Below are 25,305 nucleotides of genomic sequence, written 5' to 3'. Positions count from 1 at the left end.
GGGTATAAATTTGATCCTATGGATTTTGAAACGGATATTTGATCGTATTTCGCAAGCTTGCCAAAAGGTATAAATTTGATCCTATGGATTTTGAAACCACTAAGAACAAATTGTGCAACTACTAGCATAAAAAGTATAAATTTGATCCTATGGATTTTGAAACTCACTACATTGCAATAGGCTACTAAGGAGCAAAGATGTATAAATTTGATCCTATGGATTTTGAAACATGTTTAGCACTATTTAGTGGCGGGCTTGATAGTATGTATAAATTTGATCCTATGGATTTTGAAACTAGTGTTATAGGGCAAGTTCAATAAAATAGACAAATGTATAAATTTGATCCTATGGATTTTGAAACAGTTTGACGACGGAGAAAACAAAGGTTATGTATCAAGTATAAATTTGATCCTATGGATTTTGAAACCCGTGGCTGTCGGTCAAAGGCTTTCGCCTATCCCCCGTATAAATTTGATCCTATGGATTTTGAAACAGATGACTAGAGCGATAAACTATAAGGGCTATTTAGTATAAATTTGATCCTATGGATTTTGAAACAAAGCATTTTGCAAACTTTTTCCACTTGCTCCCCTGGTATAAATTTGATCCTATGGATTTTGAAACTGGCAATGCTGGTGTATATAGTTTAGGAAATGGAGTATAAATTTGATCCTATGGATTTTGAAACATAACCTCTTGTATCTCTTTTGTAAGCTCCGCCTTGCTGTATAAATTTGATCCTATGGATTTTGAAACCGCTAAACTCGTTGCTTTGTCCGTCTTTTGCATAGAGTATAAATTTGATCCTATGGATTTTGAAACAAAATGCTATTTTTTGCAGGAGTATTTGACCCACGAGTATAAATTTGATCCTATGGATTTTGAAACCAAAGGCTATATATCACTAGCATATAGAAACGGCTGTATAAATTTGATCCTATGGATTTTGAAACTAAGTGCCTACAAATGTTTCATCTACACCCTCTGTGTATAAATTTGATCCTATGGATTTTGAAACGGCTGGAATGGAGAGGGTATAGAAGTCAAGTTGCCACAAGTATAAATTTGATCCTATGGATTTTGAAACTGTATCACAAAATGATACAGTCTTAGGCTGGAATGGAGGTATAAATTTGATCCTATGGATTTTGAAACTTTCAACAATGGAAAAATGACAAAGGCGAGAACAGTATAAATTTGATCCTATGGATTTTGAAACATCCTTGAGTAGGAGCTATATAAGATAGCCCTTTTTTGGTATAAATTTGATCCTATGGATTTTGAAACTCAAATTTCAAGGACTTTTCATAATAATGAAACCAATTGTATAAATTTGATCCTATGGATTTTGAAACAAAAGATAGGAGAGATTTTTTCTCTCCTAAATAAAGGTATAAATTTGATCCTATGGATTTTGAAACTATAGGTAGCAGTGCGGACATTTTGTCAAAACTTAGTATAAATTTGATCCTATGGATTTTGAAACATATAAAATAGATTGAAAATTACACCTATTAGTCTTTCGTATAAATTTGATCCTATGGATTTTGAAACACTCTACCTACAGAGTATCATCGAAAAAAACAGATGTATAAATTTGATCCTATGGATTTTGAAACAAGCTAATGTTGATAGCACCGCCACCTGGGCTAGCGTATAAATTTGATCCTATGGATTTTGAAACTTGCAAAGTGCAGCTATCATATAGATAGTCTTTGGTATAAATTTGATCCTATGGATTTTGAAACATAGTAACTTCTAGCTCTTTTCCGCTTTCAAACTCAGTATAAATTTGATCCTATGGATTTTGAAACTAGAGACTACAAAGACAAAAAAGAAAAGAAACAACGTATAAATTTGATCCTATGGATTTTGAAACAATTGGACTTTAGAGGGCGTTTATATGTTGGGCTTTTTGTATAAATTTGATCCTATGGATTTTGAAACCAGTGTTATAAGGCAAGTTCAACAAAATAGACAAGTATAAATTTGATCCTATGGATTTTGAAACTTTATCATCTCGTCTTTCCAAAGCATTGTGCCAAGGTATAAATTTGATCCTATGGATTTTGAAACACAACTCTTCGTTATATTGCTTTTTGTTTGCCTCTTGGTATAAATTTGATCCTATGGATTTTGAAACTAATTTTATAACTATTATTCTTGATAAATATCATGTATAAATTTGATCCTATGGATTTTGAAACTTAAAAAAGCAACCAAGCCAAAGCTAAGGGCTAGAGTATAAATTTGATCCTATGGATTTTGAAACCTTCATTAAATACCTTTTTTAAAGCTATTCCGCAATTGGTATAAATTTGATCCTATGGATTTTGAAACGGTAATGTGGCTAATGAAATGGACTATTTAGGTTCAATGTATAAATTTGATCCTATGGATTTTGAAACTTCGCCTACTCTACTAATCCACCTAAACAAGCGAACAGGTATAAATTTGATCCTATGGATTTTGAAACCATAGACTACTCCTTTTATAGTATTAGATTAGTCGTATAAATTTGATCCTATGGATTTTGAAACATAGCTCCCTCGCCATATCCTATTAGCTCGCCAAGTATAAATTTGATCCTATGGATTTTGAAACCTTGGGGATATCTCACTTGAGAGTGCAGGGAATGGAGTATAAATTTGATCCTATGGATTTTGAAACTTTCAACAATGGAAGAATGACAAAGGCGAGAACAGAAGTATAAATTTGATCCTATGGATTTTGAAACCCATTAAATAGCCCAAATAGATATGGCAGAACGTCGTATAAATTTGATCCTATGGATTTTGAAACCCAATATTACGCCTTTGCCTGTTTTGCCAACTCGCGTATAAATTTGATCCTATGGATTTTGAAACATTCTGCTATTGATAGAATTGTTGTAATCTTTTTGTATAAATTTGATCCTATGGATTTTGAAACATTCGCTATAATTTCAGCAACAAAGGGGAAATAACGTATAAATTTGATCCTATGGATTTTGAAACGAGCCAAACATAGCTAGACCGCAAAAAGTCAAAAGTATAAATTTGATCCTATGGATTTTGAAACTCGCAAATGTGGCAAGTGTGCCACGAAAACCGTGAGTATAAATTTGATCCTATGGATTTTGAAACGAATAGTGTTGTTATCTGCATTGGAATTGACTATGTATAAATTTGATCCTATGGATTTTGAAACGTCTTTTGCTAAGGCTTTCAACGTTGTTTTGAACCAGTATAAATTTGATCCTATGGATTTTGAAACAAATCATATAAGAAAGAAGATCTATCATCTACATTGTATAAATTTGATCCTATGGATTTTGAAACTAATTTTGTCTAAATAATTTAAACATTGATATTCTGTATAAATTTGATCCTATGGATTTTGAAACTATTATATATAGCCAAGAGCCAAAAAACGCCCTCCGTATAAATTTGATCCTATGGATTTTGAAACTAGTTGTAAAGATGTCCTCTAATTGTTGAGCTTGGTATAAATTTGATCCTATGGATTTTGAAACAGCCGTGAGTGGTATGAAAAATCACAAGAGGGCAAAGGTATAAATTTGATCCTATGGATTTTGAAACAACTCAGTTATAGGTAGTGCAAACATAAAACCAGAGTATAAATTTGATCCTATGGATTTTGAAACTATTAGGAGATCAAACTGGATTTCAAGTAGAGCTAGTATAAATTTGATCCTATGGATTTTGAAATAGATGAAAGACATAAAAAGTAGTTTATAATCTACCGTATAAATTTGATCCTATGGATTTTGAAATTCAGAGTATCCTAGTTGTTTTGCATACCAACAAATGTATAAATTTGATCCTATGGATTTTGAAATGAACAGAAGCTGTAAATAAAGCCGCACCAGTTGCGTATAAATTTGATCCTATGGATTTTGAAATCAAACTCATACGAAGCAAAACTAAAAGCAGAACAAGGTATAAATTTGATCCTATGGATTTTGAAATTTAATAAGTTTGTAGTTGATGAAACAAATTATACATGTATAAATTTGATCCTATGGATTTTGAAATCTAAAACAAAGAAGAAAAAGATCATCAAGAGTAGGTATAAATTTGATCCTATGGATTTTGAAATGCCACCAAATCAAAACACTATCAGCCTTACCTAAAAGTATAAATTTGATCCTATGGATTTTGAAATTATAAGAGGGCTGCTTTAGATGACTGAGAAACAGAGGGTATAAATTTGATCCTATGGATTTTGAAATTATAGAGAATGTAAGCAGTCTAAATGCCTTTTAAGTATAAATTTGATCCTATGGATTTTGAAATTAAATGGTGCAATTCCTACATCTCTAAGCTTTGCGTATAAATTTGATCCTATGGATTTTGAAATTCTAATGTATCGGCTCTGTTTGGAGATAGCACAATGTATAAATTTGATCCTATGGATTTTGAAATTTGATGAGATTGTTTTCAAAATCTATATCTTTCCAAGGTATAAATTTGATCCTATGGATTTTGAAATTTCCGTCTATCTGCAAAGCACACTCACTATAGCCCTGTATAAATTTGATCCTATGGATTTTGAAATCCACCCAAATCAATCAATTATCTAAAAAACATCACCTGTATAAATTTGATCCTATGGATTTTGAAATTTGAAAACTTTGTAGTTGGTGACTCTAACCGCTTTGGTATAAATTTGATCCTATGGATTTTGAAACATAAAGTTAAAAGTCCTAGCCAAACAATAATAAAAGGTATAAATTTGATCCTATGGATTTTGAAACTCGCAAGAGCCGAGCCTATTTGAACCAAACAACCCTGTATAAATTTGATCCTATGGATTTTGAAACATCGAAAGGACTAGAGATGAATAAAAAAGATTTCGTATAAATTTGATCCTATGGATTTTGAAACTGCCATATTCTGCATCAAATCTAGCCGCACTCAAGGTATAAATTTGATCCTATGGATTTTGAAACTGTAGCGTCTCAAAGCTGTTTGCATAGGTGTCACTTTGTATAAATTTGATCCTATGGATTTTGAAACACACTAAATGAGTTTATAGACTATTATGAAATGGGTATAAATTTGATCCTATGGATTTTGAAACGGCTGATGACAAACTCACCATTGCGCGCCCTGTAGCCGTATAAATTTGATCCTATGGATTTTGAAACCAGAAATTGGTGTGAATTTAGGTGTTGTGTTTTTGGTATAAATTTGATCCTATGGATTTTGAAACGCAGTCAACCTCAGCCATTAACACAGAACTACGTATAAATTTGATCCTATGGATTTTGAAACCATGGTGTAGATTCGAGTTCTTAGATAAAACGTCTAGTATAAATTTGATCCTATGGATTTTGAAACTTCATTATGATGATATAATTACAGCATAAATATTGTATAAATTTGATCCTATGGATTTTGAAACCTAGATGTCAAAATCGAAACAACTAAAGATGTTAAAGTATAAATTTGATCCTATGGATTTTGAAACTTGAAAAATGAAAAGTTGCCTTTCACTCCAGAAAAGTATAAATTTGATCCTATGGATTTTGAAACTTTGTGATAATAATGCTAATAGTGTTTTATTTCTAGTATAAATTTGATCCTATGGATTTTGAAACATTGGATAAACAATGTAATAGATAATTTATTAGCGTATAAATTTGATCCTATGGATTTTGAAACCAATTTAGATCGTTAGAATTCTCACGATAAAAATAAGGTATAAATTTGATCCTATGGATTTTGAAACTCTATCGAGCCATAAAGTTTTATAACTTCAACTGCAAGTATAAATTTGATCCTATGGATTTTGAAACAAAGTATCTATATCATAGTTTCTCTCTCTAGGTTTGTATAAATTTGATTCTATGGATTTTGAAACGCATTTGAGAAGACTTCTGTTGCGTATTGATTTGAAGTATAAATTTGATCCTATGGATTTTGAAACGTAGGTAAAAAACAGCTTCCTACTCCTACTCCATCGTATAAATTTGATCCTATGGATTTTGAAACGTGAAAAATGATGGCTTAAAATTAGAGCTTATTGAGTATAAATTTGATCCTATGGATTTTGAAACAAAAATCAACCTGCACTTTTAAGACGTGGGCGTTTTGGTATAAATTTGATCCTATGGATTTTGAAACGAGCGATATCGTTTATAATAATAACGATATTATTAATATAAAATATCATCGTTAAAAAGTTTTTTTATTTTATCAAATTTTAACGATTTTTCATAATGAAAAAACCAACTTCGAAGCCAATCAGGAAAGGGCTTATTTTCTCCATTCCAACCATTTATAGTGTTGTAAGATAAATTTAACAAAATAGACAAATCTTTTTTATTTAATCCTAACTTTCTTAAATAATTGTCAAAATCTTTTTTAGTCATTTTTAAAACCTTTTAATTAAAATACAAAATTATATCATAAAGTATAAATTTGATCCTATGGATTTTGAAACGGCTGGAGCGCAGAGGGTATAGAAGTCAAGTTGCCACAGTATAAATTTGATCCTATGGATTTTGAAACTAGAATATGTAGCAACTAAATGCCTTATATCGTGGTATAAATTTGATCCTATGGATTTTGAAACAGAAGTATTTCAAAGTTATGGGTATGATATTTTCGGTATAAATTTGATCCTATGGATTTTGAAACAAGATTGAAGAAACTTCATCTCAAACCCCCCTTTAGAGTATAAATTTGATCCTATGGATTTTGAAACTTCTCCTTTCTTGCTGTTCTTTGCATAATCGCAAAGTATAAATTTGATCCTATGGATTTTGAAACAAAAAATGATTATTTAAAAAATCTCTTTGAAATTCGTATAAATTTGATCCTATGGATTTTGAAACTCCCTGCATATGGTCTTAACTTCTCAAGTGCCACCAGTATAAATTTGATCCTATGGATTTTGAAACGAAGTTAGTATTTATCTAAAAGTAGCTAAAGTTCGTTTATTGAAACGCTTTAAATTAAGTTTTTATTAATTTAAGGGATCTGTTTCATGGCACAATTAAAACAATAAGGATAATATATTTGAGCAGATGTTTAATAGAAGCTGTTATATCATTGACCTCATTATTGTTAATTTTATAGCTGATTTTATTTCGCCTTATGCTATTGGCTATCTTTTTTATCAAATTTTAAAATCTCTATTTTCAAAAAAACCTCGCTAGTGAAAACTGCTTATCAAAACCTACAGAAAATTTACTTCACCGCAAATAACAAAAAATACTAAAAAAATAGCTTTTAATTTCTGAAATTTACAAAATTTTGACAAATTGATAAAACTTATTTACAATTGAAATATCTATTTTATATATTATGTGTTGCGAGTAGTATTGCCATAGCTATGTCAAATTTTCAGATTAAGTGTCATGTTTCTTTGGATTATTTTAATGTGTGGAAAAACATTAATAAGATAAAAGTGTCAATAGGTAAAAATTATAAAAACTACAAAGATGTGACCTAGCCCTCACAACTCGGGCTAAGTCATAATTTAGCAACTTAAACCATTGCTAAGCATTTTTAATCTTTGGCTTTGAAAATGCTCTAATTGGCATAACCACGCCTTTATATCTTTCGATCTCAGCTAGGCAAGTGTGAGCGCAGTTGCTTTGACCAAGTTTGCTTGTGCCTTTGTCGTGGGTTAGGACATTTACACATCCGTGTTGGCAAAGAGTTTTTTTACCATAAACTTCTGGATCATACCACGCACCCTCGCAGATTATCGCAACATCATCTTGAGCAATATCGCTTACTATCGCACCGCACAAAATCTCACCTCTATCATTAAAGACTCTAACGATATCCCCTGTTTTTATATTTCTAGCTTTTGCAGCTTTTGGACTTAGTATAACTGGCTCTCTAGCACCTATTTCTGTATAATTTCTAATGATAGAGTTATTTAGCTGAGAGTGAAGTCTAAATCTTGAGTGAGGGCTAGAGATAGCAAGTGGATATTTTTTAGTCTTCTCTTTGTTTCCAAGCCACTCAAAAGGTTCAAGCCAAGCTGGATGAGCCAAGCAGTCATCATAACCCATTTTTTCAATCTCAGGTGAGAATATCTCTATCTTGCCTGATGGTGTTCCAAGTCTAAATTTGCGTGGATTTTCTCTAAAGTTTGATAATCTTGTGTAGTATTTATTTTCATCATCTTTTTTATCAAATCTCACATATCCTTTTTCCCAAAACTCATCAAAGCTTGGTATATTTGCATATCCTAGCGTTTTTGCTTGATTCATGACATCTGCATAAATCTCTTTTACCCACTCAAGCTCACTTTTTCCCTCACTAAATACCTCTTCCATTCCCCAGCGTTTGCATATCTCTTTACAAATTTGAAAGTCACTCTTGCTCTCGCCCATAGGAGTTATTACAGGTTTTAATGCAAAAACAAACTCTCTTGTAGCTTGTGATTCTATAATGTCAGTTCTTTCGCCTTCTATTGCCACAGGTAATACTATATCGCTAAGTTTTGCTTGTGATGTCCAAAATGGCTCAGCAGTGATGACAGTATCTAACTTTTTCCACGCCTCAACGGCTCTATTTACATCTTGATGTCTTGTAAACATAGATCCACTTGCATTATAGGCAACTCTCATGTGTGGAAGTTTTATCTTTGTTCCTTTAAAGTCTATCTCGCTTCCTGGACTTTCTAGCGCCTGAATGCTTCTACTTGTTGGGATTGTGTAGTTTTTATTTTTTGTCCAAGGACTATTTTCGTCTGTGTATTTTTGGCTAGGGATAGCAGAAATTCCTTTTAGGCTAGGTCCTATCATGCTACCTGCGCCACCGTTATTGTAGCTTTGGTTAAACTCAAATCCACCACCCATTTTACCAATATGTCCAAGCATAGCACTTAGTGTAACTACCATCCAAAATACTTGCTCGCCATGATCTTGTCTTTGAAGAGCACGACCAGCTATTATGATAGAGTTGTCTTTTACTAGTTTTTTGCAAAGCTCTTCTAAAACTTTTATATCTACATTGCAAATTTGACTAGCCCAAGCTAAGTCTTTTACAACTCCGTCATTTTTTCCTAAAAAGTAGTCTTTAAATTTGTTAAAGCCAACAGTATATTTTTTGATAAACTCTTCATCATAAAGTTTATTTTCATATAGATAATGACACATTCCTATCATCATCGCAGTGTCTGTATTTGGTCTTACAGGGATATACTCGCTTTCAAAGTATCTTGCTGTATCATTTCTAAAAGTATCTATGCTGGTTATTGAAATTTTACCTTCATCTTTTAATTTTTTTACTTTTTGATAGTATTTATAGACATCATGGGTATTGACAGCACCACCTATTTGGTTTGTCACAACGGGGTTTGTTCCCCAAAATACTACATTTTTGCACTCTTTAATGATAGTCTCCCATCTTGTAGGCGTGTCATAAACAGCCGTAGAACCAAGCACATAAGGCATTATAGCAATTCCAGCTCCAGTTGAGTAGTCATCAGTTTCTTCAACATATCCGCCTAAAATTGTTAACATTCTATGAGCTACAGTTCTTCCCCAGCTTACCTTTCCGCAGCCACCCCACCAATAGCACTCACCATAAATCGACTCAGGACCATACTTATCAAAGTTCTCTTTTAAGGCATTTGCTGCAAGATCAAGAGCCTCATCCTAGCTAACTCTTACAAACTCATCTTCGCCCCTTAGCTCAGGTTTATTAGGACCTCTTTTTTCAAGATAGCTTTTTCTTACATAAGGATACAAAACTCTACTTTCGTTTTGGATGCGATCAGCTAGTGAATTATTCATCGTAGTTGGAAAAGCGTCATGTTCAAAGTTATCAACACTTACTATTTGACCGCTATTTAGCTTGGCATAAAATGCACCGAACCTATTTGCTGATAAGACCTTTTTGTCATCAAAAATAGTTTCTTTTATAGCTTCAATCCTATTTGCATATGCAGCAGAACTTGCCACAAGACTAAATTTTATAAAATCTCTTCTTTTCATAATACACCCCCTTTAATTTGCATCTTTTGCATTATGCTGTAAGTATTTTATTATCAAATCCCTTTGGCTTGGTTCAAAGAAAACAAAGCCTGAACTTATCATCTCCTCTACATTTAACGGCCACTGACTTATTGTAAATTCCTTTGTATCGTGCAAACGGTGACATGGAGAACAGGATTGCTCATATAAGTTTTTTGCCTCGTTATAAAGTGCGTTTGGATCGTTTGTGAGTGAACTGTTTTTGACTCCAAGACTAAATTTAGCTTTCAACCAACTCTCACCATAGTTATCTTCTATCTTTTCTAAAACTTTTATATATGTATTTTCATCGCCCTCATATGAAACAGAGGCATTTTCATCCTCAAAAACGATAAAATCTTCAGCAAGCATCGGATCTTTTATGAGTTTTACTTGATAATACTCATTTACATAGCCTATTATTTCAACTTTTGATGAGTTTTTGTCTTGGCTTAAGACCTCAACGGGCGTTAAAATAGTGGCAAAACCTACTGGTTTATTGTCGCTAAAAATAGTTTCATCGTTTTGTAAATACATGGTTTTGGAAAATAAAAGAGTGGATAAAGCAACTGTTGTTATAAGTAGCTTTTTCATTGTATTTCCTTTAGTGTAAGTTAATCCTACTAATTAGCAAGGATATCTGACTTATAATTAAATTAAAATTAAAAATAGGAAAACTGTCAATATAAATTTATAACTATAGCTAATTTAATACTTATTGATTTACAATTATATGAATTAAATTAGTTAAATTATGAACTAATAATAAAAGATTAATTTCTATCTTGTCTAAATTTATCGTCAAATTTAAACTTGATTTGAGACATTGTATTGATTAAATCCAATTTGAATGTTGAAATACCAAGGCATGTAGAACATGCCTTTGGTTATTAGAATTTGTAGTTGTATCCTAGATAGAATCCATGGTCTTTAACCTTAATTTTACCTTCTATTCCATCGGCTATTGTTACATTTTTGTATGTGCTTTTGTCTATCTGATAGCCAAATTCAAGCTCGTTGCTTTCGTTGAATTCAAATATACCACCAAATTTAGCACCATAAATTGTGCCTTGTTTGTTTGAGTTAATAGAGTAATCAGGATTGTCAAGTTCATAACGTAATTTTGAAATACCAGCATAGATACCTAGGTCAAGCTTAAAGTTATTGGCTATTTTTGGGGTGTAATCGCCACCAACTAAAAAGTCAGAGCCACCCCATTTGATTGTTTCTGGGTTTAAAAATTTTGAGCCTTTAGCTTTGTATATATAGGCTCCATAAGCCTTAAACTCTCCAAAGTCATATCCAACCTTAAAGCCAAGATTTAATCTTTTGTCTTTAAAGTTTTCAGAATCATAGCCATCTGGTGTAACTTTCATTTTTGAATTACTATATCCGCCATTGACACCTACAAAGACATTGCCAGCAAAGAGCGATGAGCAAAGCAGTGAGCTTGCAACTAAACTTTTTAAAACTATATTTTTCATATGAATTCCTTTTAAATTTGAGTACGTGATTTTACAAAAATTTTATATCTTTTGTAAAGTGAAATTTAAAAATTTATCTGTTTTTGTTTAGAAATAGCGAATAAAGGCAGACAGAAGCGATAACTATCACCCCATAAACAAGCCGCGTATAAAAGGCGTCAAAGCCCATAGCAACGATACCGCTCTCCATTATGCCAATGATAATAGCTCCTATAACTGTGCCATAAACTCTACCGCTTCCACCATAGACGCTAGTTCCGCCTATAAAAATAGCAGCAAAGACAAGAAGCATGTAGCCATCGCCTTGACTTGGCCACCAGTTTATAAACTCCAAGCTCAAAATCACACCTGCCAAAGCACTCATAAAGCCTGAGCTTATAAAAAGCATAAATTTAACAACTTTTGGTCTAAAACCAAGCATTCTAGCGCTTTTTTCATCATCTCCAACAAAAAGCACACTCTCGCCGCTGCTAGTTTTAAAGATAAAAAGATAGATAAGAAAGGCTAGAAGTAGAGCTATGATACTTTGCATCGGCACTCCAAAAACTCTACCGACTAAGAGCTCTTTTACAAAACCATCTGCCTCATAAAGACTTAAACTAAGTCCCCCACTCAAAACTACACTTAATCCTCGCCAAAAAAACTGAGTGCCGATGGTTGCGATGATGGAGGGAATCTTTACAACTATTGTAAGTAGGGCGTTGAAAACTCCTGCCAAACAGCCATATATCAGTGAGATTACAACTGCCAACAACAAAGAGCCAGTTTGGTTAAAGACCGATGAGCAGACAAATCCGCCCATAGCCATGACAGATGGAAAACTCATATCAAACTCGCCACTTATGATAAGCGGTAGAAGTCCTAAGGCGAGTATTAGGATAATTGGGATTGATGAGAGGTAGCTAAAGTAGATGTTGCCACTTAAAAAGACAGTTGGCGAAAAGTAGCAAAAAAGTACCCAAATTCCAAAAAGCATCAGTGTTAAGATTGAGTTTATCTTCATTCTATAAACCTATAAAGCGCTTCTAAGTTTTCAAACCCGCTCTTTAGCGCTGTTTTTGCGACCTTGCCACTCTTTAGCAGGATAAATCTATCACCTATCTCATATGCTTTGTTTAGGCTGTGAGTTATGAGAATGATACTTCTGTTTTGTAGCTCTTGCAAGTAGTTCATAAGTTTGTTTTGTTGCAAAACGCCCAAAGCTGTCGTTGGCTCGTCTAGTATCAATATCTTTGACTTAAAATAAATTGCCCTTGCTATAGCAAGACCTTGTCTTTCGCCGCCGCTTAAATTTAATGCCCTGCTTTTGGCATCAAGCCCCGCGCCTGTGTAGTTTAGATAGTTTTTTAGAAGTTCATTTGCCACCTTTATCTCTGCTTTTTTATCTATAAAAAGACCAAATTTTTTAAGATGTCTTGTGGCAAAGATGTTGCGATAAATCTCTTGATTGGGGCAGATGGAGCTCTCTTGAAAGACAACTTCCATTCCTAAATTTCGCATAAATTTAAAGTCTAACTCTTTGCTAGTAAGGCTTTTTTTGGTGATTTGAAACTCATCAAACTTATCAAATTTATCTAGTCCGCAAAGGCATTTGATAAGTGTGCTTTTTCCAGCGCCGTTATCGCCTAGCAAAACTAAGGTCTCGCCCTCTTTTAGCTCCAAATCAACGCCCTTTAAAACTTCAGTTTTACCAAAGCTTTTAAAGGCGTTTTTGAGTTTTATAAGACTATCTGATACCATCTTTTATCAAAGGCTCAATTAGGCTTATATTTTCTTTTGTGACAAATCCGCCACCTGTATCTATCTTAAAGCCTGAAAAGCCATAATTTTTACTCATATAAATTTGAAGAACACTAAAATATCCTTGAAAATATGGTTGTGCGTCGCCTATGATATCGACATAACCGCCCTTTATGCCAGCTAGAGTTGCAGGCGAGAGAGAAAAGCCAGCCACGCCAAATTTATCTTTATCTATGTTTAAGTTCTTCATAATTTGCGCCATTGTAGCAGTAAGTGAGCCGTGATCTATAAAGGCAACTTTAAGATCAGGATTTTTGGCTACATATGCGCCAAAGACATTTTGACCTAGTGTTGGATCTTTGTTTATCTCAGGCGAGATTTCGATATAATCGACCTTCATTCCTGCATTTTTCAAAACTTCTATCATAGCTTTTGCGCGTAGTCCTCTTGTTGGCTGACTTAAAAGTCCCCATATCATAACCTTATCGCCCTTTTTTAGGTCAAAAAATCTAAGAGCCTCATTTGCCATGGCAACTCCTGCTAAATAGTTGTCGCTTCCTGCATATCCAAAGCCTTTAGCAGCGTTGCTTTGCTCTGTTTGTTTAAGCGGAGTATCGATACTTGTTACAACAATGCCACTTTTCATAGCTCTATCTACCAAAGGCTTGTAAAGTTCATCGCCAGGATGTCCCATAATGACCATTCCATCGGGCTTTGTAGCGCTATATGTTTTGAAGTTTTCAACCATTTTGTTTGGATCCCAATCCGAATAATAGACCTTTAGCTCAATGCCAAGATCCTTAGCCGCAGCTCTTGCACCATTTGATATGACGGTGCCAAAGTTATCTCCAGCGCTTCCACCGGCGTCAAAATAGACAGTCATCTTTGCATTTAGCATGGTAACTGCCACAAATAGAGTTAAAATTAACTTTTTCATAACTTCTCCTTATTTTGAAATTTAAATCTATAAAAGCTCACAAAAGGCCTCAAGCCTTGTTCTTATCTGACCGATATCTTGCTTTGAATAATCAGTCTCTATCTGTAGATAGGAAGCGCCATCTTTTTTTACGCTATTTTTCACACTAAATCCCTCTATGGCGTAGGTATGACAGGCGCTTAAAGTTATATCAACTACGCCATCTACTCTAAGCTCTCTTATCATCGTGCTCAATTTTTCAAGGCGAGAGCTGTTATTGTAGATGACTGAGCAAGGAATTTGTAGATATCTTTTGGCTAAATTTTCATAAAGATCGCCCTTTGTTTCAACTTGGTTGTCGAAGTTTTTGGTGCCTACGCAGTTTTCAAAGCCAACTACAACTGCGTTAAATTTCTCAATCTCTTTTATTATCTTGTCATAAACGCCACCGCTTGGGCAACCGGTTATTAGAATTCGTTTTTTGTTGTTTTTTAGGATAAAGGGACTTTTTGCTCTGTTTTTATACTCATCTATCAAATCACTCAATATTTTTATCTTTTCGTTTTTGTCAAAAATAAAGTCATTTGCAAAAAGTATATCGTGCATCTCACTCCCACTTATAGGCGTTGGATCAAGTTTGGCAAGATCCATAACTTCGCTCATCAGATCTCTTTCTTTGTTGTAAATTTCAATAGCTTCTAAAAGCTTTTCATCTGTAATTTTAACATTAAATTTATGCTCCAACTTCTCTTTTAGCTTTAAAATTTCATCTTTCCAAAGTTTTAGGCTATTTGGCTCTTTGGTGTTTGGAAGTTGCATGACGTGTAGCTCTTTGTGTTTTGCCATCAACTCAAACATCTTTTTCTTGCCATCGCAGGTTGTCTCGCCGATGATTAGGTCGCTTGCATTCATATAGGGACATTTTTTAGTTAGTGCATATCCATAGCTTGCCTTTACCAAAGGACAGAGATTTCTAGGAAGTTCTTTGTGCGCTTCATTTATGGGGCTTTCATCATAGGCGCAAATGGATATTGCTAGCGCGCCACTTGCATAAATAAGCTCTTTTGGTGCATAGGTGCAAAAAACTCCAACTATCTTTTTGCCGCTTTTTTTGAGATAGGATAGCTCGGCTGCATTTTTTTGCTTTAGAAAACTAAGATTCATTTTTTCTCTTTCCCATCAAACTAGCGCCCATTGCACCGCAAAAAATGGCATTTTTGTCGGTATGGACTTTGGCATTTAGCTCTTTTTGCAATAAATTTACAAAGAGCGCAACTTTGCTCAATCCACCACTCAAAAAATAGCGCTCATTTTCAAACTTTTTAGCCAAACTTGCCACTTTTTTGGCAGATGAGTCGATGATTGCATAGGCTATATGCTCTTTTGAGACCCCTTTTGCTATGAGTGAGACAATCTCGCTCTCTGCAAAAACTGTGCAAGTGGCACTTATCTCTATATTTTCTTTAAAGGTTGCAATTTGCCAAATTTGAGAGATATCAACTCCAAGCCTAGTTGCCATAACTTCGATAAATTTGCCCGTTCCAGCGCTGCATTTGTCATTCATTATAAAGTCATCTGGCTTGTTATTGACAATTTTTATCGCTTTTGTATCTTGTCCGCCGACATCTATAACAGTGCAATCTTGCTCAAAAAGATAGTTCGCTCCAATCCCGTGACACAAAATCTCCGTAAGGGTCAAATTTGCATACTCAACACTAACTCTTCCATAGCCAGTCGCAGTGATAAAAAATGGAAAATAACCCTTTTCTAGTAGAATTTGATAAATTTTCTTGGCAATTTCAACACCACTAAAGCCTGTTGGCATAAAAAAGAGGTCGCAAAATTTCGATAAATTTGGGTCATAAACTGCTACTTTTGTCGATGTAGAGCCGATATCTATGCCGATAAAATACACACTCATTCCTAAAATGTCATTTCTAAACTTAGAACTTTTGTGATTATATCAATATTGTTTAAATTTAAAGCTCTTATTTAGTTTTATTTGGATTTTGTAAGAGTTGTGATGATATCTAGCAGCTTCTCTTCATCGATGGTGCCATATTTTTTAAAGAAAACTTCGCCATTTTTATCAAAAAATATGGTAAATGGTGCCGCTTTTGGAGTGCCAATGGCTTTTTCTATAGTTTTGGAATTTGCTAGTAGTGGGAAATTTATATTTTTGCTTTTCTTTAGGGCTTGTAAATCCTCATCTAAAAGTGATATTGCGACAAAATCAAAGCTCTTTTTTGTCATAGCTTTGTTGATGTTTTGTAGTAAGGTGGTGCAAGAGGCGCAATTTTGCATAACAAAAACAACTCCAAAAGCTCTATCTTTTTTATAAAAAAGCCTTCCGTCTTCATAGCTAAATGGCTCTTTTGAACAAGCTATCAGTAAGAACAAGGTCAATATTGGCAGAAGAACTCTCATAAAAGCCCTTTTTTAAGTTTGCGTATCAAAAATCTAGCAGGATGAAGCTCGTGGATGAGGCTTTTTGGTAGGCAAAAGGGACGATTTAGGATGTAGTCAAGCAAGAGCTCTGCGCCAAGTATCGCTGTGCCAAGACCACGTGAGCCGTGAGCTGTGGTTATGTAGATGTTTGGTAGGTAGCTTGGCGGCGTTGTTGCTGGGTTGGATATGCTGTTTTTTTGCCAAAGTAGGGCTTTGTAACTCTCTTTGTAAAGTGACGCGTCATGCAAAGCTCCAATTACTGGGAATCTATCGCTACTATAAGCTCTGTGTCCTACATTTGAGCCTATGACCTCGGGTGTAAAGTTGATAAACTCTTTAAGCTTATCTATATTTTTTAGATCGTCACTTTGCCTTGGATTGTCATCAAAATCGCCTCTATCATAAGTAGAGCCAATAAGCCCATAGCCATCGTGTGGCGGTATCGCATATCCTTTGGAGTTGATGATGATATCAGTTTTTATACCATTTTTTAAAAAGGTTGTCTGCCCTCTAACGCTACTTAACTTTAAGTTTTCATCAAAAGAATTAATGGTGCCATCAAAAAGCTCCATGCTTTTGTGACCCATTGCAAATACGATGATATCGCAGTTTATCTCATCATCTTTGCAAAAGAGAGTATAGCTTCCATCTTTTTGCAATATAAAGCCGCTATAGTTCCAACCTAGCCTAACATCAATATCTGCGCTATCTACTAGAAATTTACAGCACTTTTTTGGCTGTAAAATAGCTGCGTTTTTTATAGTTATGGAGGGGTAGGGCGCGCTATTTTGGTCAAATTTGAAGCACTCAAAGCTATTTTTGTATCTTTTTTCAAGCTCTTTGTCATATGCATAACAGATGGCATCGTTAAACTCTACTAACTCTTTGGTTAAATTTCGTCTGTAGAACTCTTTGGCAAATTTAAAAGCTATTAGATGAAAAAGTCCTATCTCTGTGTTTTTTTGGGCGATTAGAGGTAGTAGGGCGCCGTAAGGGTTGGAACTAGCACCAGTTGCAAGCTCGTTTTTCTCTAAAAGAACCACATCAAAGCCAGCTTTTTTTAGCCCAAATGCACTCGCACATCCTGCAATTCCGCCACCAACAACGACAACTCTTTTTTTGATACTATTTTTTGCTCTTTGAAACCAGATCTCTTTTAGGCTAGTTTTCTCTTTTTTTAAAACAGCTCTTATCATCTCTTTTTTGTTTTGAAAGCCTTTTTGTATTTTAAGCTCAAAATCAAGCGACTTTAAAGCTCTTTTTAGCGCCCCTGCTGCACTAAAAGTTGTGATTATTCCATTCTGTTTTAGAAGATATGAGATCTTTTCTAAGATCTCTTTGCTCCACATGTCTGGATTTTTACTAGGTGCAAAGCCATCTAGATACCAGATATCTGCCTTAAAATCAAGCTCATCTAGTGCTTTGTCTATATCGCCAAAGAAGAGATCAAGAGTTATATTATCGCTATATTTGATGCGCCAAAGACCACTGATTGGCATTGACGGATAGTTTAAAAGAAGTTTTTCAAGCTCATCTTTAAAAACATTTAAGTGGCTATAGACCTCTCTTAACTGCTCTTTTGTGAGTGGATTTTTCTCTGTGCTTATGTAGTGAAGTTTTTTGTTTTTGAGCCGCTTTATGGTTGTAAAAAAATTTAGTCCCGTTCCAAAGCCACTCTCTGCTACAACAATGCTCTCTTTTACAATTTCATCAACGCAAGATGAGAAAACATAGTTACTCTCGCCAACTGGATCTAACAAACTAAAGTAGATATCATCATACTCTTTGGAGTAAAAGCTGTTGTTTTTAAATATCATCATCTATTTTTTATAAAATATGCATCTATCCCGTTGGCAATGCCAATAACTAGGTCATTTTGATAGTTTTGGTTGTTTAGGAGTCTTGACTCATTTGGGTGAGTTATGTAGCCAAGCTCAACTAACACTGCTGGCATAAGCGCTCCTACAAGTACCCAAAATGGAGCCTCTCTAACACCTCCATCGTTGATTTTGTAGCGTTTCAACATATGATTTAGAGTATATCTTTGAATATCAATGGCAAGTTTATTAGAAGAGATGATTTTCTCTCTATTTAAAAAATTTAAAAAGGTCTGTTTTGAAAAATAGCTCATCTCATCAACTGTGCTTTGGTTTTCAAGTGCTGCTGCATTTTTGCTGCGCTCACTTCTTGCTGGACTTAGGAAAAATGTCTCAAAGCCTTGCAAAGACTTTGCTTTTTTGCTATTTGGTGCGGCGTTAGTGTGAAGTGAGATAAACATATCTGCTCTGTTTTTGTTGGCAAACTTGGTTCTATCTCTTAAGTTTATAAACTTATCGCTGCTTCTTGTCATAAGAACTTTGTAGCCTCTTTTGGTAAGTTCTTTGGATAGTTTTAGTCCGATTGTCAGGACAATATCTTTCTCTTTTAGCTTAAATGCCATTCCACCTGGATCTTTGCCACCATGCCCTGGGTCAATGACTATTGTTTTTGCCATAGGGGTGGGAGTTATTGCTTTTGGTATTGCAACTTTTGGAGCTGTTGTTTTTGGAGTTATTATTTTTGGTGGGGTGGTTTTACTAAAAAGAGTGCTATAAATTTCAAGTCTATCCTTGCCATTTTTTATCCAAGCCTTAAAAGGAGTAGGGTTTTCTAAAACAACTCTAGTAACGCCTGGTTTGAAATTTGCAACTCTTACATCTTTAAGTGGAGCTTTTTTGATATTGTTTGTGCTAGTCGCCTTAAAAATAGGTAGATCTATGACAAATCTTGAGCTGTTTTTTGAGTTGAGAGTCAGGGTTTTTATCTCATTTGTTGCAACTTTGCCATCAAATAGAAGTAAAATGTTATCTAAGTTATCTCTTATAGCAACTAGATTTTTAGCTTTTTTTGTTTTTTTTACTAAATTTGGCGGTTGCGTGGTTGGTTTAAATTTGAGTAGGAGATCGCTTTGGAGATTTTTATCTCTCTTTTTTGTTTTTGAGTTTATAAATTTTCTATACTTTTCATAGCCGCCACCAAGAGAATTTAGCTCTTTTTCATAGTTTTTATACTCTTTTTTTAAAATTTTGGAGCTAAAAATAAGCCGTTTTAAAAACTCAGCTCTCTCTTGTCTATTTTTTGCCTCTTTAAATTTATCTTTTAAATCAAGATAGATAAGCACTCTATCATCGTAATTTGAAGCCAAAAAGCTATCATCAAAGCTTGATAGTGTTTGGTTGAGGTTAGAGGCAAAAAGAGTTGCGCTAAAGAGAAATATAAGAAAAAATCTACTCATCTTCACCATTTATCAGTTTTTGCATAAGTTCTTTTACGCTTATTATCTCTTTTAGTCTATATCCGTTGGCTCCTGTGAAAAAAAGCCCAAGTTCTTTGTTGCCGCTGTATGAGTCATAAAGTCTATCTGCTATGCAATATCCTACCATTTTGGCCTCTTTGCCTCTTTGGCAGGGCGATACACAGTTGCTAATACAGCGAATAGCTGGACCCTCTTTTTTCTCAACTAAATTTATAAGATTGGTTTTTATCCCTCTTGCTGGATAGCCAACTGGAGATTTGATGAGTTTAATATCCTCTTTTTTGGCATTTATAATGACCTCTTTAAAGCCCTCATTTGCATCGCACTCAAAGGTGCCGATAAATCTAGTTCCCATCTGCACACCGTCTGCGCCAAGAAGGATAGCTTTGTCGATATCTTTTTTATCCCAAATGCCACCAGCTGCAAATAGTGGAAAATCGCCCCACTGTTTTATCTCCTCTTTTACTTGAGGAATGAGGTTTTCTAGTTGATAGTTTGGATCAAGACATTGCTCATACGTAAAGCCTTGGTGTCCGCCACTAAGAGGTCCTTCAAGCACAACGCCATCGGGAAGTCTGTTGTATCTTGTGGTCCATCTTCTGCAAATTATTCTAAGAGCTTTTGCTGATGAGACGATTGGCATAAGCGCAACATCGCTAAAATCAGCTGTAAATTCAGGTAAATTTGTAGGAAGTCCAGCGCCGCATATGATGATATTTGCTCCTGCCTCGCAAGCATCTTTGGCTGTTCTTTGAAAGTCGTTGCTTGCATACATTATATTTACTCCAATAGGTAAATCGCCACAAATCTTTCTTGCATTGGCTACTATGGCTTTTAGGGCATTGCCAGAGTAGAAGTTTTCGCTTCCAAATGGTTTGTTGCTGATGAGTTTGTTGGCATATTTTCCATTTTCATAATACCCTGTTCCAACAGAGCTTATTACTCCAAGGCCGCCATTTAAGCTTACATTGCCAGCAAGTCTATCCCAACTTATGCCAAGTCCCATTCCGCCTTGAATGATGGGATATTTTAACTCATATTTACCTATTTTGACGCTTTTCATCTTGACTCCTTACATAACTTTAAGTCTTGCAAAGTTCCTTTTTCCCATTTGCAATAAATAGGTGCCACTGCTTAGTTGAAGTTGGTCATCTAAAATTTTGTTTTTATCTATACTAAAGGCATTGGACGCTATGAGTCTTCTAGCTTCGCTGCTTGATTTTGCAAGGTTACATATAAGTATAGCTTTTACTACCCAAATAGGCGAAACAGCGCTAAACTCTTCTATCTCTGTAGGGGTTTGGTTATCCATATGGACATTATCAAACTCCTCTTTTGCTCTAAGTGCCACCTCTTCGCCATAAAATCTACTTACAAGCTCCATTGCAAGGTTTTCTTTGGCTGATTTGGGATGGACTTCGCCATGTTTTACCATGTTGTGAATTTGTTCTATCTCGTGCGTATCTTTGGAACTTAAAAGCACATACCAATCCCACATCAACTCATCGCTAATACTCATAGTTTTGCCATAAATTTCATCTGGAGTATCTGTAACGCCGATGTAGTTATTAAGAGATTTGCTCATTTTGTTTTTGCCATCAAGTCCCACAAGTAGTGGCATCATGATGACAGCTTGCTCTTTGCCTATGTTGTAGGTTCTTTGTAGATGTCTTCCCATGAGGAGGTTAAATTTCTGATCGGTTCCGCCCATCTCTATATCTGTTTTCATCTCGACACTATCATATCCTTGAAGAAGTGGATATAAAAACTCACTTATTGAGATTGGAAGTTCGGCTTTGTATCTCTTTTCAAAGTCATCTCTTTCTAGCATTCTTGCAACATTGTAGGTGCTAGCAAGTTCGATGAGATCTGCTGCTTTGAGGTTATTTAGCCAGTTTGAGTTAAAGTAAATTTTAGTTTTTTCTCTATTTAATATCCTAAAAACTTGCTCTTCGTATGTTTTGGCATTTTTGAAAACCTCTTGTTTGCTTAGCTTTTTTCTAGTTTCGCTTTTGCCACTCGGATCGCCAATTTGACCTGTAAAATCGCCTATTAGAAATTGAACTATGGCGCCATGTTGTTGAAGAAGTGCCATTTTTTGCAAAACAACTGTATGTCCAAAGTGCAAATCTGGTGCTGTTGGATCAAAACCTGCCTTTACATAGAAATTCTCACCACTTTCATAATATCTCTCTATGAGTGATTTGACCCTTTCTTCATCTATAATCTCAGCTATTCCACTCTTTATCTCGACCATAATTGCATCTATATTCATCTATACTCCTTTAATTGTATGCATCATTGAGCGATATAAACTCAACGATTTTGTGCCTCTCTTTTAATCTGTTCTTTATATCATCTGAGTCTAAATTTTCATTTAACTCTATTACTATTTCAAAATAATCTGTAGATGTGTAGCTATTTTCATCAAGTTTTATTCCAACTACATCTACGCCTAGCTTTACAAGGTAGGTTAAAAAACTAGCCAAAGCGCCTCTTTTGTTCTCTAAAGTAAGAATTATTTTGTATCTGTGCGGCGCATTTCTCGTCCATTTTACAAAAATCATCTCTTTTTCCTCTTTTATAAATGAGGCTGCTCTTTCGCAAAATTTATGATGAACCACTACATTGCTAAATGTCTTAAATCCGATAATATCATCGCCTCTTTTTGGGTTACAACAAAAGTCAAACTCAACACCCAAAACTTTATGGTTGCAATAGACTACAATATTTTCAAATTTCTGCTTTTTGACTAGATATTTGTCTGCAAAATTTAGCCCAAAAACGGACTCTTTTTTAGGATATTTTTTAAGAGTATTTACAACTGACTGTAGATAGACTGAGTCAAAAGAGACATTTCCTATCTTTTTGGAGAGATTTTCTTTCTCAAGCCACGAGATGATAGTCTCTTTTTTTACGCCAAAGATGTAGCAAAGGATTCTTATTGCGACATCATAGTTAATCTCTTTTCTTTTTTGGTTGCAAAAACTTTTCATCGTAGCCTTTGCTTTGGCAGTTTTTACTGCATTTAGCCAGCTACATCGGTATTGCGGTTCGTTACCAGTTATGATATGGACTATGTTGCCGTTTTTAAGCTCTGTTAGAAGTGGAACTTTTACTCTATCAACATAAGCTTCAACAGCCTTTAATCCTACTTGTGAGTGGATTTCATAGGCATAATCAAGTGCAGTAGCGCCTCTTGGCAATGTAAAAATACCACCTTTTGGTGAATAGACATTGATATCTTCGCCATATAAGCTATCTTTTGCATACTCATACATATCTTCCACATCGCCATTTTCAAGCTCATTTTTACCAATATCGCTTATCCAATCAAGCCTTGGGTTGAGTGAGGCGCCATATTTATACTTCCAGTGGGCTGCAACACCGTATTCTGCGGTATTGTGCATATCAAATGTTCGAATTTGCGCCTCTATAATCATAGTGTCATTAAAGACCGTTGTATGGATAGTTTGGTAGCCATTTTCTTTAGGAATAGCAATGTAATCTTTAAAGCGAGATATGAGTGGGTTAAATTTCGTATGTAAAACTCCAAGCACCAAATAACAATCTCTTACCTCTTTTACTATGATTCTAACTGCCAAAAGATCTAGAACTTCTTGTATTGAGATCCCTTTTCTTTGCATCTTAAGGTAGATTGAGTAGTAGTGTTTTAGTCTTTTTTGTATCTCAAAGCTGTTTTCAGAAAAGCCATTTGTTAGCAAAAACTCAGTTACTTTTAGGCTAAATTTATTGAGATTCATCTGAAGTTGCTGCTTGTTTTCGTTGATGTAGTTGTCTATCATCTCATACTCTTTTGGCATGACATACTTAAAGCTAAGATCTTCTAGAATGTTTTTTATGGATGATATTCCAAGTCTATGGGCTATAGGAGCATAGACTACTAAAGTCTCTTCGCTAATCCTAACTTGCTTGTCGGGTCTTAATGCGTCTAGAGTTAGCATATTGTGAAGTCTATCACAAAGCTTTATGACTAGCACTCTTACATCTTCAATGGAGACTAACAATATCTTTCTAAAGGTAAGTGCGGATGCGTGGAGCTTTTCATCTTTTTTGTCGGATGGAATTAGCTTATCTTCTCTAATATTTACAATTTTGGTAAGTCCAAGAACTAGTTTTCCAACCTCATTTCCAAACTCTTCAACTATCTGCTCTTGACTAAATGTCGTATCTTCAACTACATCGTGCATCAAAGCAGAGATAGTCATATCATCATCGCCACCCAAAAAAGCCACTAAACAGCTGACCAATATAGGATGGACTGCGTATGGTTCGCCACTTCTTCTAAATTGACCACTATGCTCTCTTATACAAATTTCAACGCCTCTTTTTAGCATAAAAGTAGGGCGCTTTAACTTGTATAGAAGTTCAACTGCTGAGTTTATATCTCTTATATGGACAATATCTTCAATGATGGTTTCTATCTGACCATCACTGATTTGCTTCAACAATTCCATCTAAAAGCACTTTTCCTTGAGCTATCTCTAAAAGAGCAATATCAGAAAATTTCATCTTTTTAGTGTCGATACCTTCAACTAAATTTGGCTCGCCATTTGAAAGTGTTTCAACTCTTTTTGCTACCATCAAGGCAAGTTTATATCTATCGCCATCAACTCTTTTTAGTGCTTGTGCAACTATGTTTTCTATCCTTCTTTCCATTATAACTCTCCTTGATTTTTGACTACTGAACAAAATGAAAGATCGCCATTTGCAATTTTTAGTAGGTTGCCCTCTTTAAACATGTTGCAAACTACAATAGGCAAGTTGTTGTCTTTGGCAAGTGCAATTGCTGTATCGTCCATGACCTTGATATTGTCTTCCAAAGCTCTTTCATATGAAAGTCTGCTTAGAAGTTTTGCATCGCTAAATTTGTGCGGATCTTTATCATAAATCCCCTCAACTTTAGTCGCTTTTATAATCATATCGGCATTTATCTCTATAGCTCTTAAAGTTGCGGCTGTATCGGTTGTAAAGAATGGATTGCCAGTTCCTGCAGCAAAGATAACACTTCTTTTTTTCTGAAGATGTCTTATGGCTCTGCCAATGATAAAAGTTTCGCAAATAGCCTCCATTTTTATGGCGCTTTGAACTCTTACATCAAGTCCGGCACTCTCAAGAGCCTCTCTCATAGCTATTGCATTTATCACAGTTGCAAGCATTCCCATATGATCACCACTTGCTCTTTTGATGATACCGCCAGCTGCAGCACTTACTCCCCTTACGATGTTGCCACCGCCAATTACTATGCCAACTTCAATGTCTGCCAAGGCAAGCTCTTTTATCTGAGATGCTATGAACTTTAAGATGTTGCTATCAATCCCAAAACCATTTTCGCCTGCAAGTGCTTCACCTGAAAACTTGACCAATATTCTTTTGCTTTTTTTGCTCATTAGTCCTCCTTAAATTTCTTATTTTA

At 34.9% G+C, this 25,305-nt stretch carries 16 protein-coding genes, 1 pseudogene and 2 CRISPR repeat arrays; all 17 genes and pseudogenes read right to left on the bottom strand.

The window, feature by feature from the left end:
* Window positions 1–2: 2 nt before the first annotated feature.
* A CRISPR array of direct repeats spans window positions 3–6,131; the repeat unit is 30 nt; unit sequence GTATAAATTTGATCCTATGGATTTTGAAAC.
* Between the two features lie 32 nt (window positions 6,132–6,163).
* On the bottom strand, window positions 6,164–6,379 hold the full coding sequence (locus Q0X52_RS04435) for an XRE family transcriptional regulator (RefSeq protein WP_297575378.1): 216 nt from the start codon (window positions 6,377–6,379) through the stop codon (window positions 6,164–6,166).
* A gap of 41 nt (window positions 6,380–6,420) precedes the next feature.
* Window positions 6,421–6,910: a CRISPR direct-repeat array (repeat unit 30 nt; unit sequence GTATAAATTTGATCCTATGGATTTTGAAAC).
* A gap of 600 nt (window positions 6,911–7,510) precedes the next feature.
* Window positions 7,511–9,967: pseudogene (locus Q0X52_RS04430) on the bottom strand (molybdopterin-dependent oxidoreductase).
* A gap of 12 nt (window positions 9,968–9,979) precedes the next feature.
* On the bottom strand, window positions 9,980–10,579 hold the full coding sequence (locus Q0X52_RS04425; RefSeq protein ID WP_297575376.1) for a hypothetical protein: 600 nt from the start codon (window positions 10,577–10,579) through the stop codon (window positions 9,980–9,982).
* A gap of 296 nt (window positions 10,580–10,875) precedes the next feature.
* Window positions 10,876–11,469 (bottom strand): hypothetical protein, encoded by a 594-nt coding sequence (locus tag Q0X52_RS04420; RefSeq protein WP_297575374.1) that lies wholly within the window; start codon window positions 11,467–11,469, stop codon window positions 10,876–10,878.
* Window positions 11,470–11,542: 73 nt separating this feature from the next.
* On the bottom strand, window positions 11,543–12,472 hold the full coding sequence (locus tag Q0X52_RS04415) for an ABC transporter permease (protein WP_297575372.1): 930 nt from the start codon (window positions 12,470–12,472) through the stop codon (window positions 11,543–11,545).
* Window positions 12,469–13,209, bottom strand: coding sequence for an ATP-binding cassette domain-containing protein (locus Q0X52_RS04410; protein ID WP_297575370.1), 741 nt, complete (start codon window positions 13,207–13,209; stop codon window positions 12,469–12,471). The genes Q0X52_RS04415 and Q0X52_RS04410 overlap by 4 nt, the downstream gene beginning before the upstream one ends.
* Window positions 13,196–14,146 carry a substrate-binding domain-containing protein gene (locus tag Q0X52_RS04405; RefSeq protein WP_297575369.1) on the bottom strand — a complete coding sequence of 317 codons (951 nt, stop codon included), beginning with the start codon at window positions 14,144–14,146 and terminating at the stop codon, window positions 13,196–13,198. The genes Q0X52_RS04410 and Q0X52_RS04405 overlap by 14 nt, the downstream gene beginning before the upstream one ends.
* Window positions 14,147–14,173: 27 nt before the next feature.
* Window positions 14,174–15,289, bottom strand: coding sequence for a double-cubane-cluster-containing anaerobic reductase (locus Q0X52_RS04400; protein ID WP_297575367.1), 1,116 nt, complete (start codon window positions 15,287–15,289; stop codon window positions 14,174–14,176).
* Window positions 15,279–16,040, bottom strand: coding sequence for an acyl-CoA dehydratase activase (locus Q0X52_RS04395; protein WP_297575365.1), 762 nt, complete (start codon window positions 16,038–16,040; stop codon window positions 15,279–15,281). The genes Q0X52_RS04400 and Q0X52_RS04395 overlap by 11 nt, the downstream gene beginning before the upstream one ends.
* An 83-nt stretch (window positions 16,041–16,123) precedes the next feature.
* Entirely contained in the window at window positions 16,124–16,552 is a 429-nt protein-coding gene (locus tag Q0X52_RS04390; RefSeq protein ID WP_297575363.1) for a hypothetical protein, read from the bottom strand.
* Window positions 16,549–18,393, bottom strand: a complete 1,845-nt coding sequence (gene mnmC / locus Q0X52_RS04385) for a bifunctional tRNA (5-methylaminomethyl-2-thiouridine)(34)-methyltransferase MnmD/FAD-dependent 5-carboxymethylaminomethyl-2-thiouridine(34) oxidoreductase MnmC (protein ID WP_297575361.1) — start codon at window positions 18,391–18,393, stop codon at window positions 16,549–16,551. The genes Q0X52_RS04390 and mnmC overlap by 4 nt, the downstream gene beginning before the upstream one ends.
* Window positions 18,390–19,847, bottom strand: coding sequence for an N-acetylmuramoyl-L-alanine amidase (locus Q0X52_RS04380; RefSeq protein WP_297575359.1), 1,458 nt, complete (start codon window positions 19,845–19,847; stop codon window positions 18,390–18,392). The genes mnmC and Q0X52_RS04380 overlap by 4 nt, the downstream gene beginning before the upstream one ends.
* A complete protein-coding gene (locus Q0X52_RS04375; RefSeq protein WP_297575358.1) occupies window positions 19,840–20,931 on the bottom strand; it encodes a nitronate monooxygenase in 1,092 nt (363 codons plus the stop codon). The genes Q0X52_RS04380 and Q0X52_RS04375 overlap by 8 nt, the downstream gene beginning before the upstream one ends.
* A gap of 9 nt (window positions 20,932–20,940) precedes the next feature.
* On the bottom strand, window positions 20,941–22,143 hold the full coding sequence (gene tyrS, locus Q0X52_RS04370; RefSeq protein ID WP_297575357.1) for a tyrosine--tRNA ligase: 1,203 nt from the start codon (window positions 22,141–22,143) through the stop codon (window positions 20,941–20,943).
* Between the two features lie 10 nt (window positions 22,144–22,153).
* Window positions 22,154–24,346, bottom strand: a complete 2,193-nt coding sequence (locus Q0X52_RS04365) for a RelA/SpoT family protein (protein ID WP_297575356.1) — start codon at window positions 24,344–24,346, stop codon at window positions 22,154–22,156.
* Window positions 24,321–24,548, bottom strand: a complete 228-nt coding sequence (locus Q0X52_RS04360; RefSeq protein WP_297575355.1) for a DNA-directed RNA polymerase subunit omega — start codon at window positions 24,546–24,548, stop codon at window positions 24,321–24,323. The genes Q0X52_RS04365 and Q0X52_RS04360 overlap by 26 nt, the downstream gene beginning before the upstream one ends.
* Complete coding sequence (gene pyrH / locus Q0X52_RS04355; protein ID WP_297575354.1) at window positions 24,548–25,279, bottom strand: UMP kinase; 732 nt, start codon at window positions 25,277–25,279, stop codon at window positions 24,548–24,550. The genes Q0X52_RS04360 and pyrH overlap by 1 nt, the downstream gene beginning before the upstream one ends.
* Window positions 25,280–25,305: the final 26 nt, after the last annotated feature.

Origin of the sequence: uncultured Campylobacter sp. (assembly GCF_947255105.1) — a bacterium.
Taxonomy (GTDB): Bacteria; Campylobacterota; Campylobacteria; order Campylobacterales; family Campylobacteraceae; genus Campylobacter_B.
The sequence above is the reverse complement of the archived record's forward strand: the minus strand, read 5'-3'. Positions and strand labels throughout refer to the sequence as shown.

What these genes read in the sequence shown, in the direction of transcription:
- Q0X52_RS04435 (WP_297575378.1), bottom strand. Translation starts at nt 6,379, where the DNA reads ATGACTAAAAAAGATTTTGACAATTATTTAAGAAAGTTAGGATTAAAT.
- Q0X52_RS04425 (WP_297575376.1), bottom strand. Translation starts at nt 10,579, where the DNA reads ATGAAAAAGCTACTTATAACAACAGTTGCTTTATCCACTCTTTTATTT.
- Q0X52_RS04420 (WP_297575374.1), bottom strand. Translation starts at nt 11,469, where the DNA reads ATGAAAAATATAGTTTTAAAAAGTTTAGTTGCAAGCTCACTGCTTTGC.
- Q0X52_RS04415 (WP_297575372.1), bottom strand. Translation starts at nt 12,472, where the DNA reads ATGAAGATAAACTCAATCTTAACACTGATGCTTTTTGGAATTTGGGTA.
- Q0X52_RS04410 (WP_297575370.1), bottom strand. Translation starts at nt 13,209, where the DNA reads ATGGTATCAGATAGTCTTATAAAACTCAAAAACGCCTTTAAAAGCTTT.
- Q0X52_RS04405 (WP_297575369.1), bottom strand. Translation starts at nt 14,146, where the DNA reads ATGAAAAAGTTAATTTTAACTCTATTTGTGGCAGTTACCATGCTAAAT.
- Q0X52_RS04400 (WP_297575367.1), bottom strand. Translation starts at nt 15,289, where the DNA reads ATGAATCTTAGTTTTCTAAAGCAAAAAAATGCAGCCGAGCTATCCTAT.
- Q0X52_RS04390 (WP_297575363.1), bottom strand. Translation starts at nt 16,552, where the DNA reads ATGAGAGTTCTTCTGCCAATATTGACCTTGTTCTTACTGATAGCTTGT.
- mnmC (WP_297575361.1), bottom strand. Translation starts at nt 18,393, where the DNA reads ATGATGATATTTAAAAACAACAGCTTTTACTCCAAAGAGTATGATGAT.
- Q0X52_RS04380 (WP_297575359.1), bottom strand. Translation starts at nt 19,847, where the DNA reads ATGAGTAGATTTTTTCTTATATTTCTCTTTAGCGCAACTCTTTTTGCC.
- Q0X52_RS04375 (WP_297575358.1), bottom strand. Translation starts at nt 20,931, where the DNA reads ATGAAAAGCGTCAAAATAGGTAAATATGAGTTAAAATATCCCATCATT.
- tyrS (WP_297575357.1), bottom strand. Translation starts at nt 22,143, where the DNA reads ATGAATATAGATGCAATTATGGTCGAGATAAAGAGTGGAATAGCTGAG.
- Q0X52_RS04365 (WP_297575356.1), bottom strand. Translation starts at nt 24,346, where the DNA reads ATGGAATTGTTGAAGCAAATCAGTGATGGTCAGATAGAAACCATCATT.
- Q0X52_RS04360 (WP_297575355.1), bottom strand. Translation starts at nt 24,548, where the DNA reads ATGGAAAGAAGGATAGAAAACATAGTTGCACAAGCACTAAAAAGAGTT.
- pyrH (WP_297575354.1), bottom strand. Translation starts at nt 25,279, where the DNA reads ATGAGCAAAAAAAGCAAAAGAATATTGGTCAAGTTTTCAGGTGAAGCA.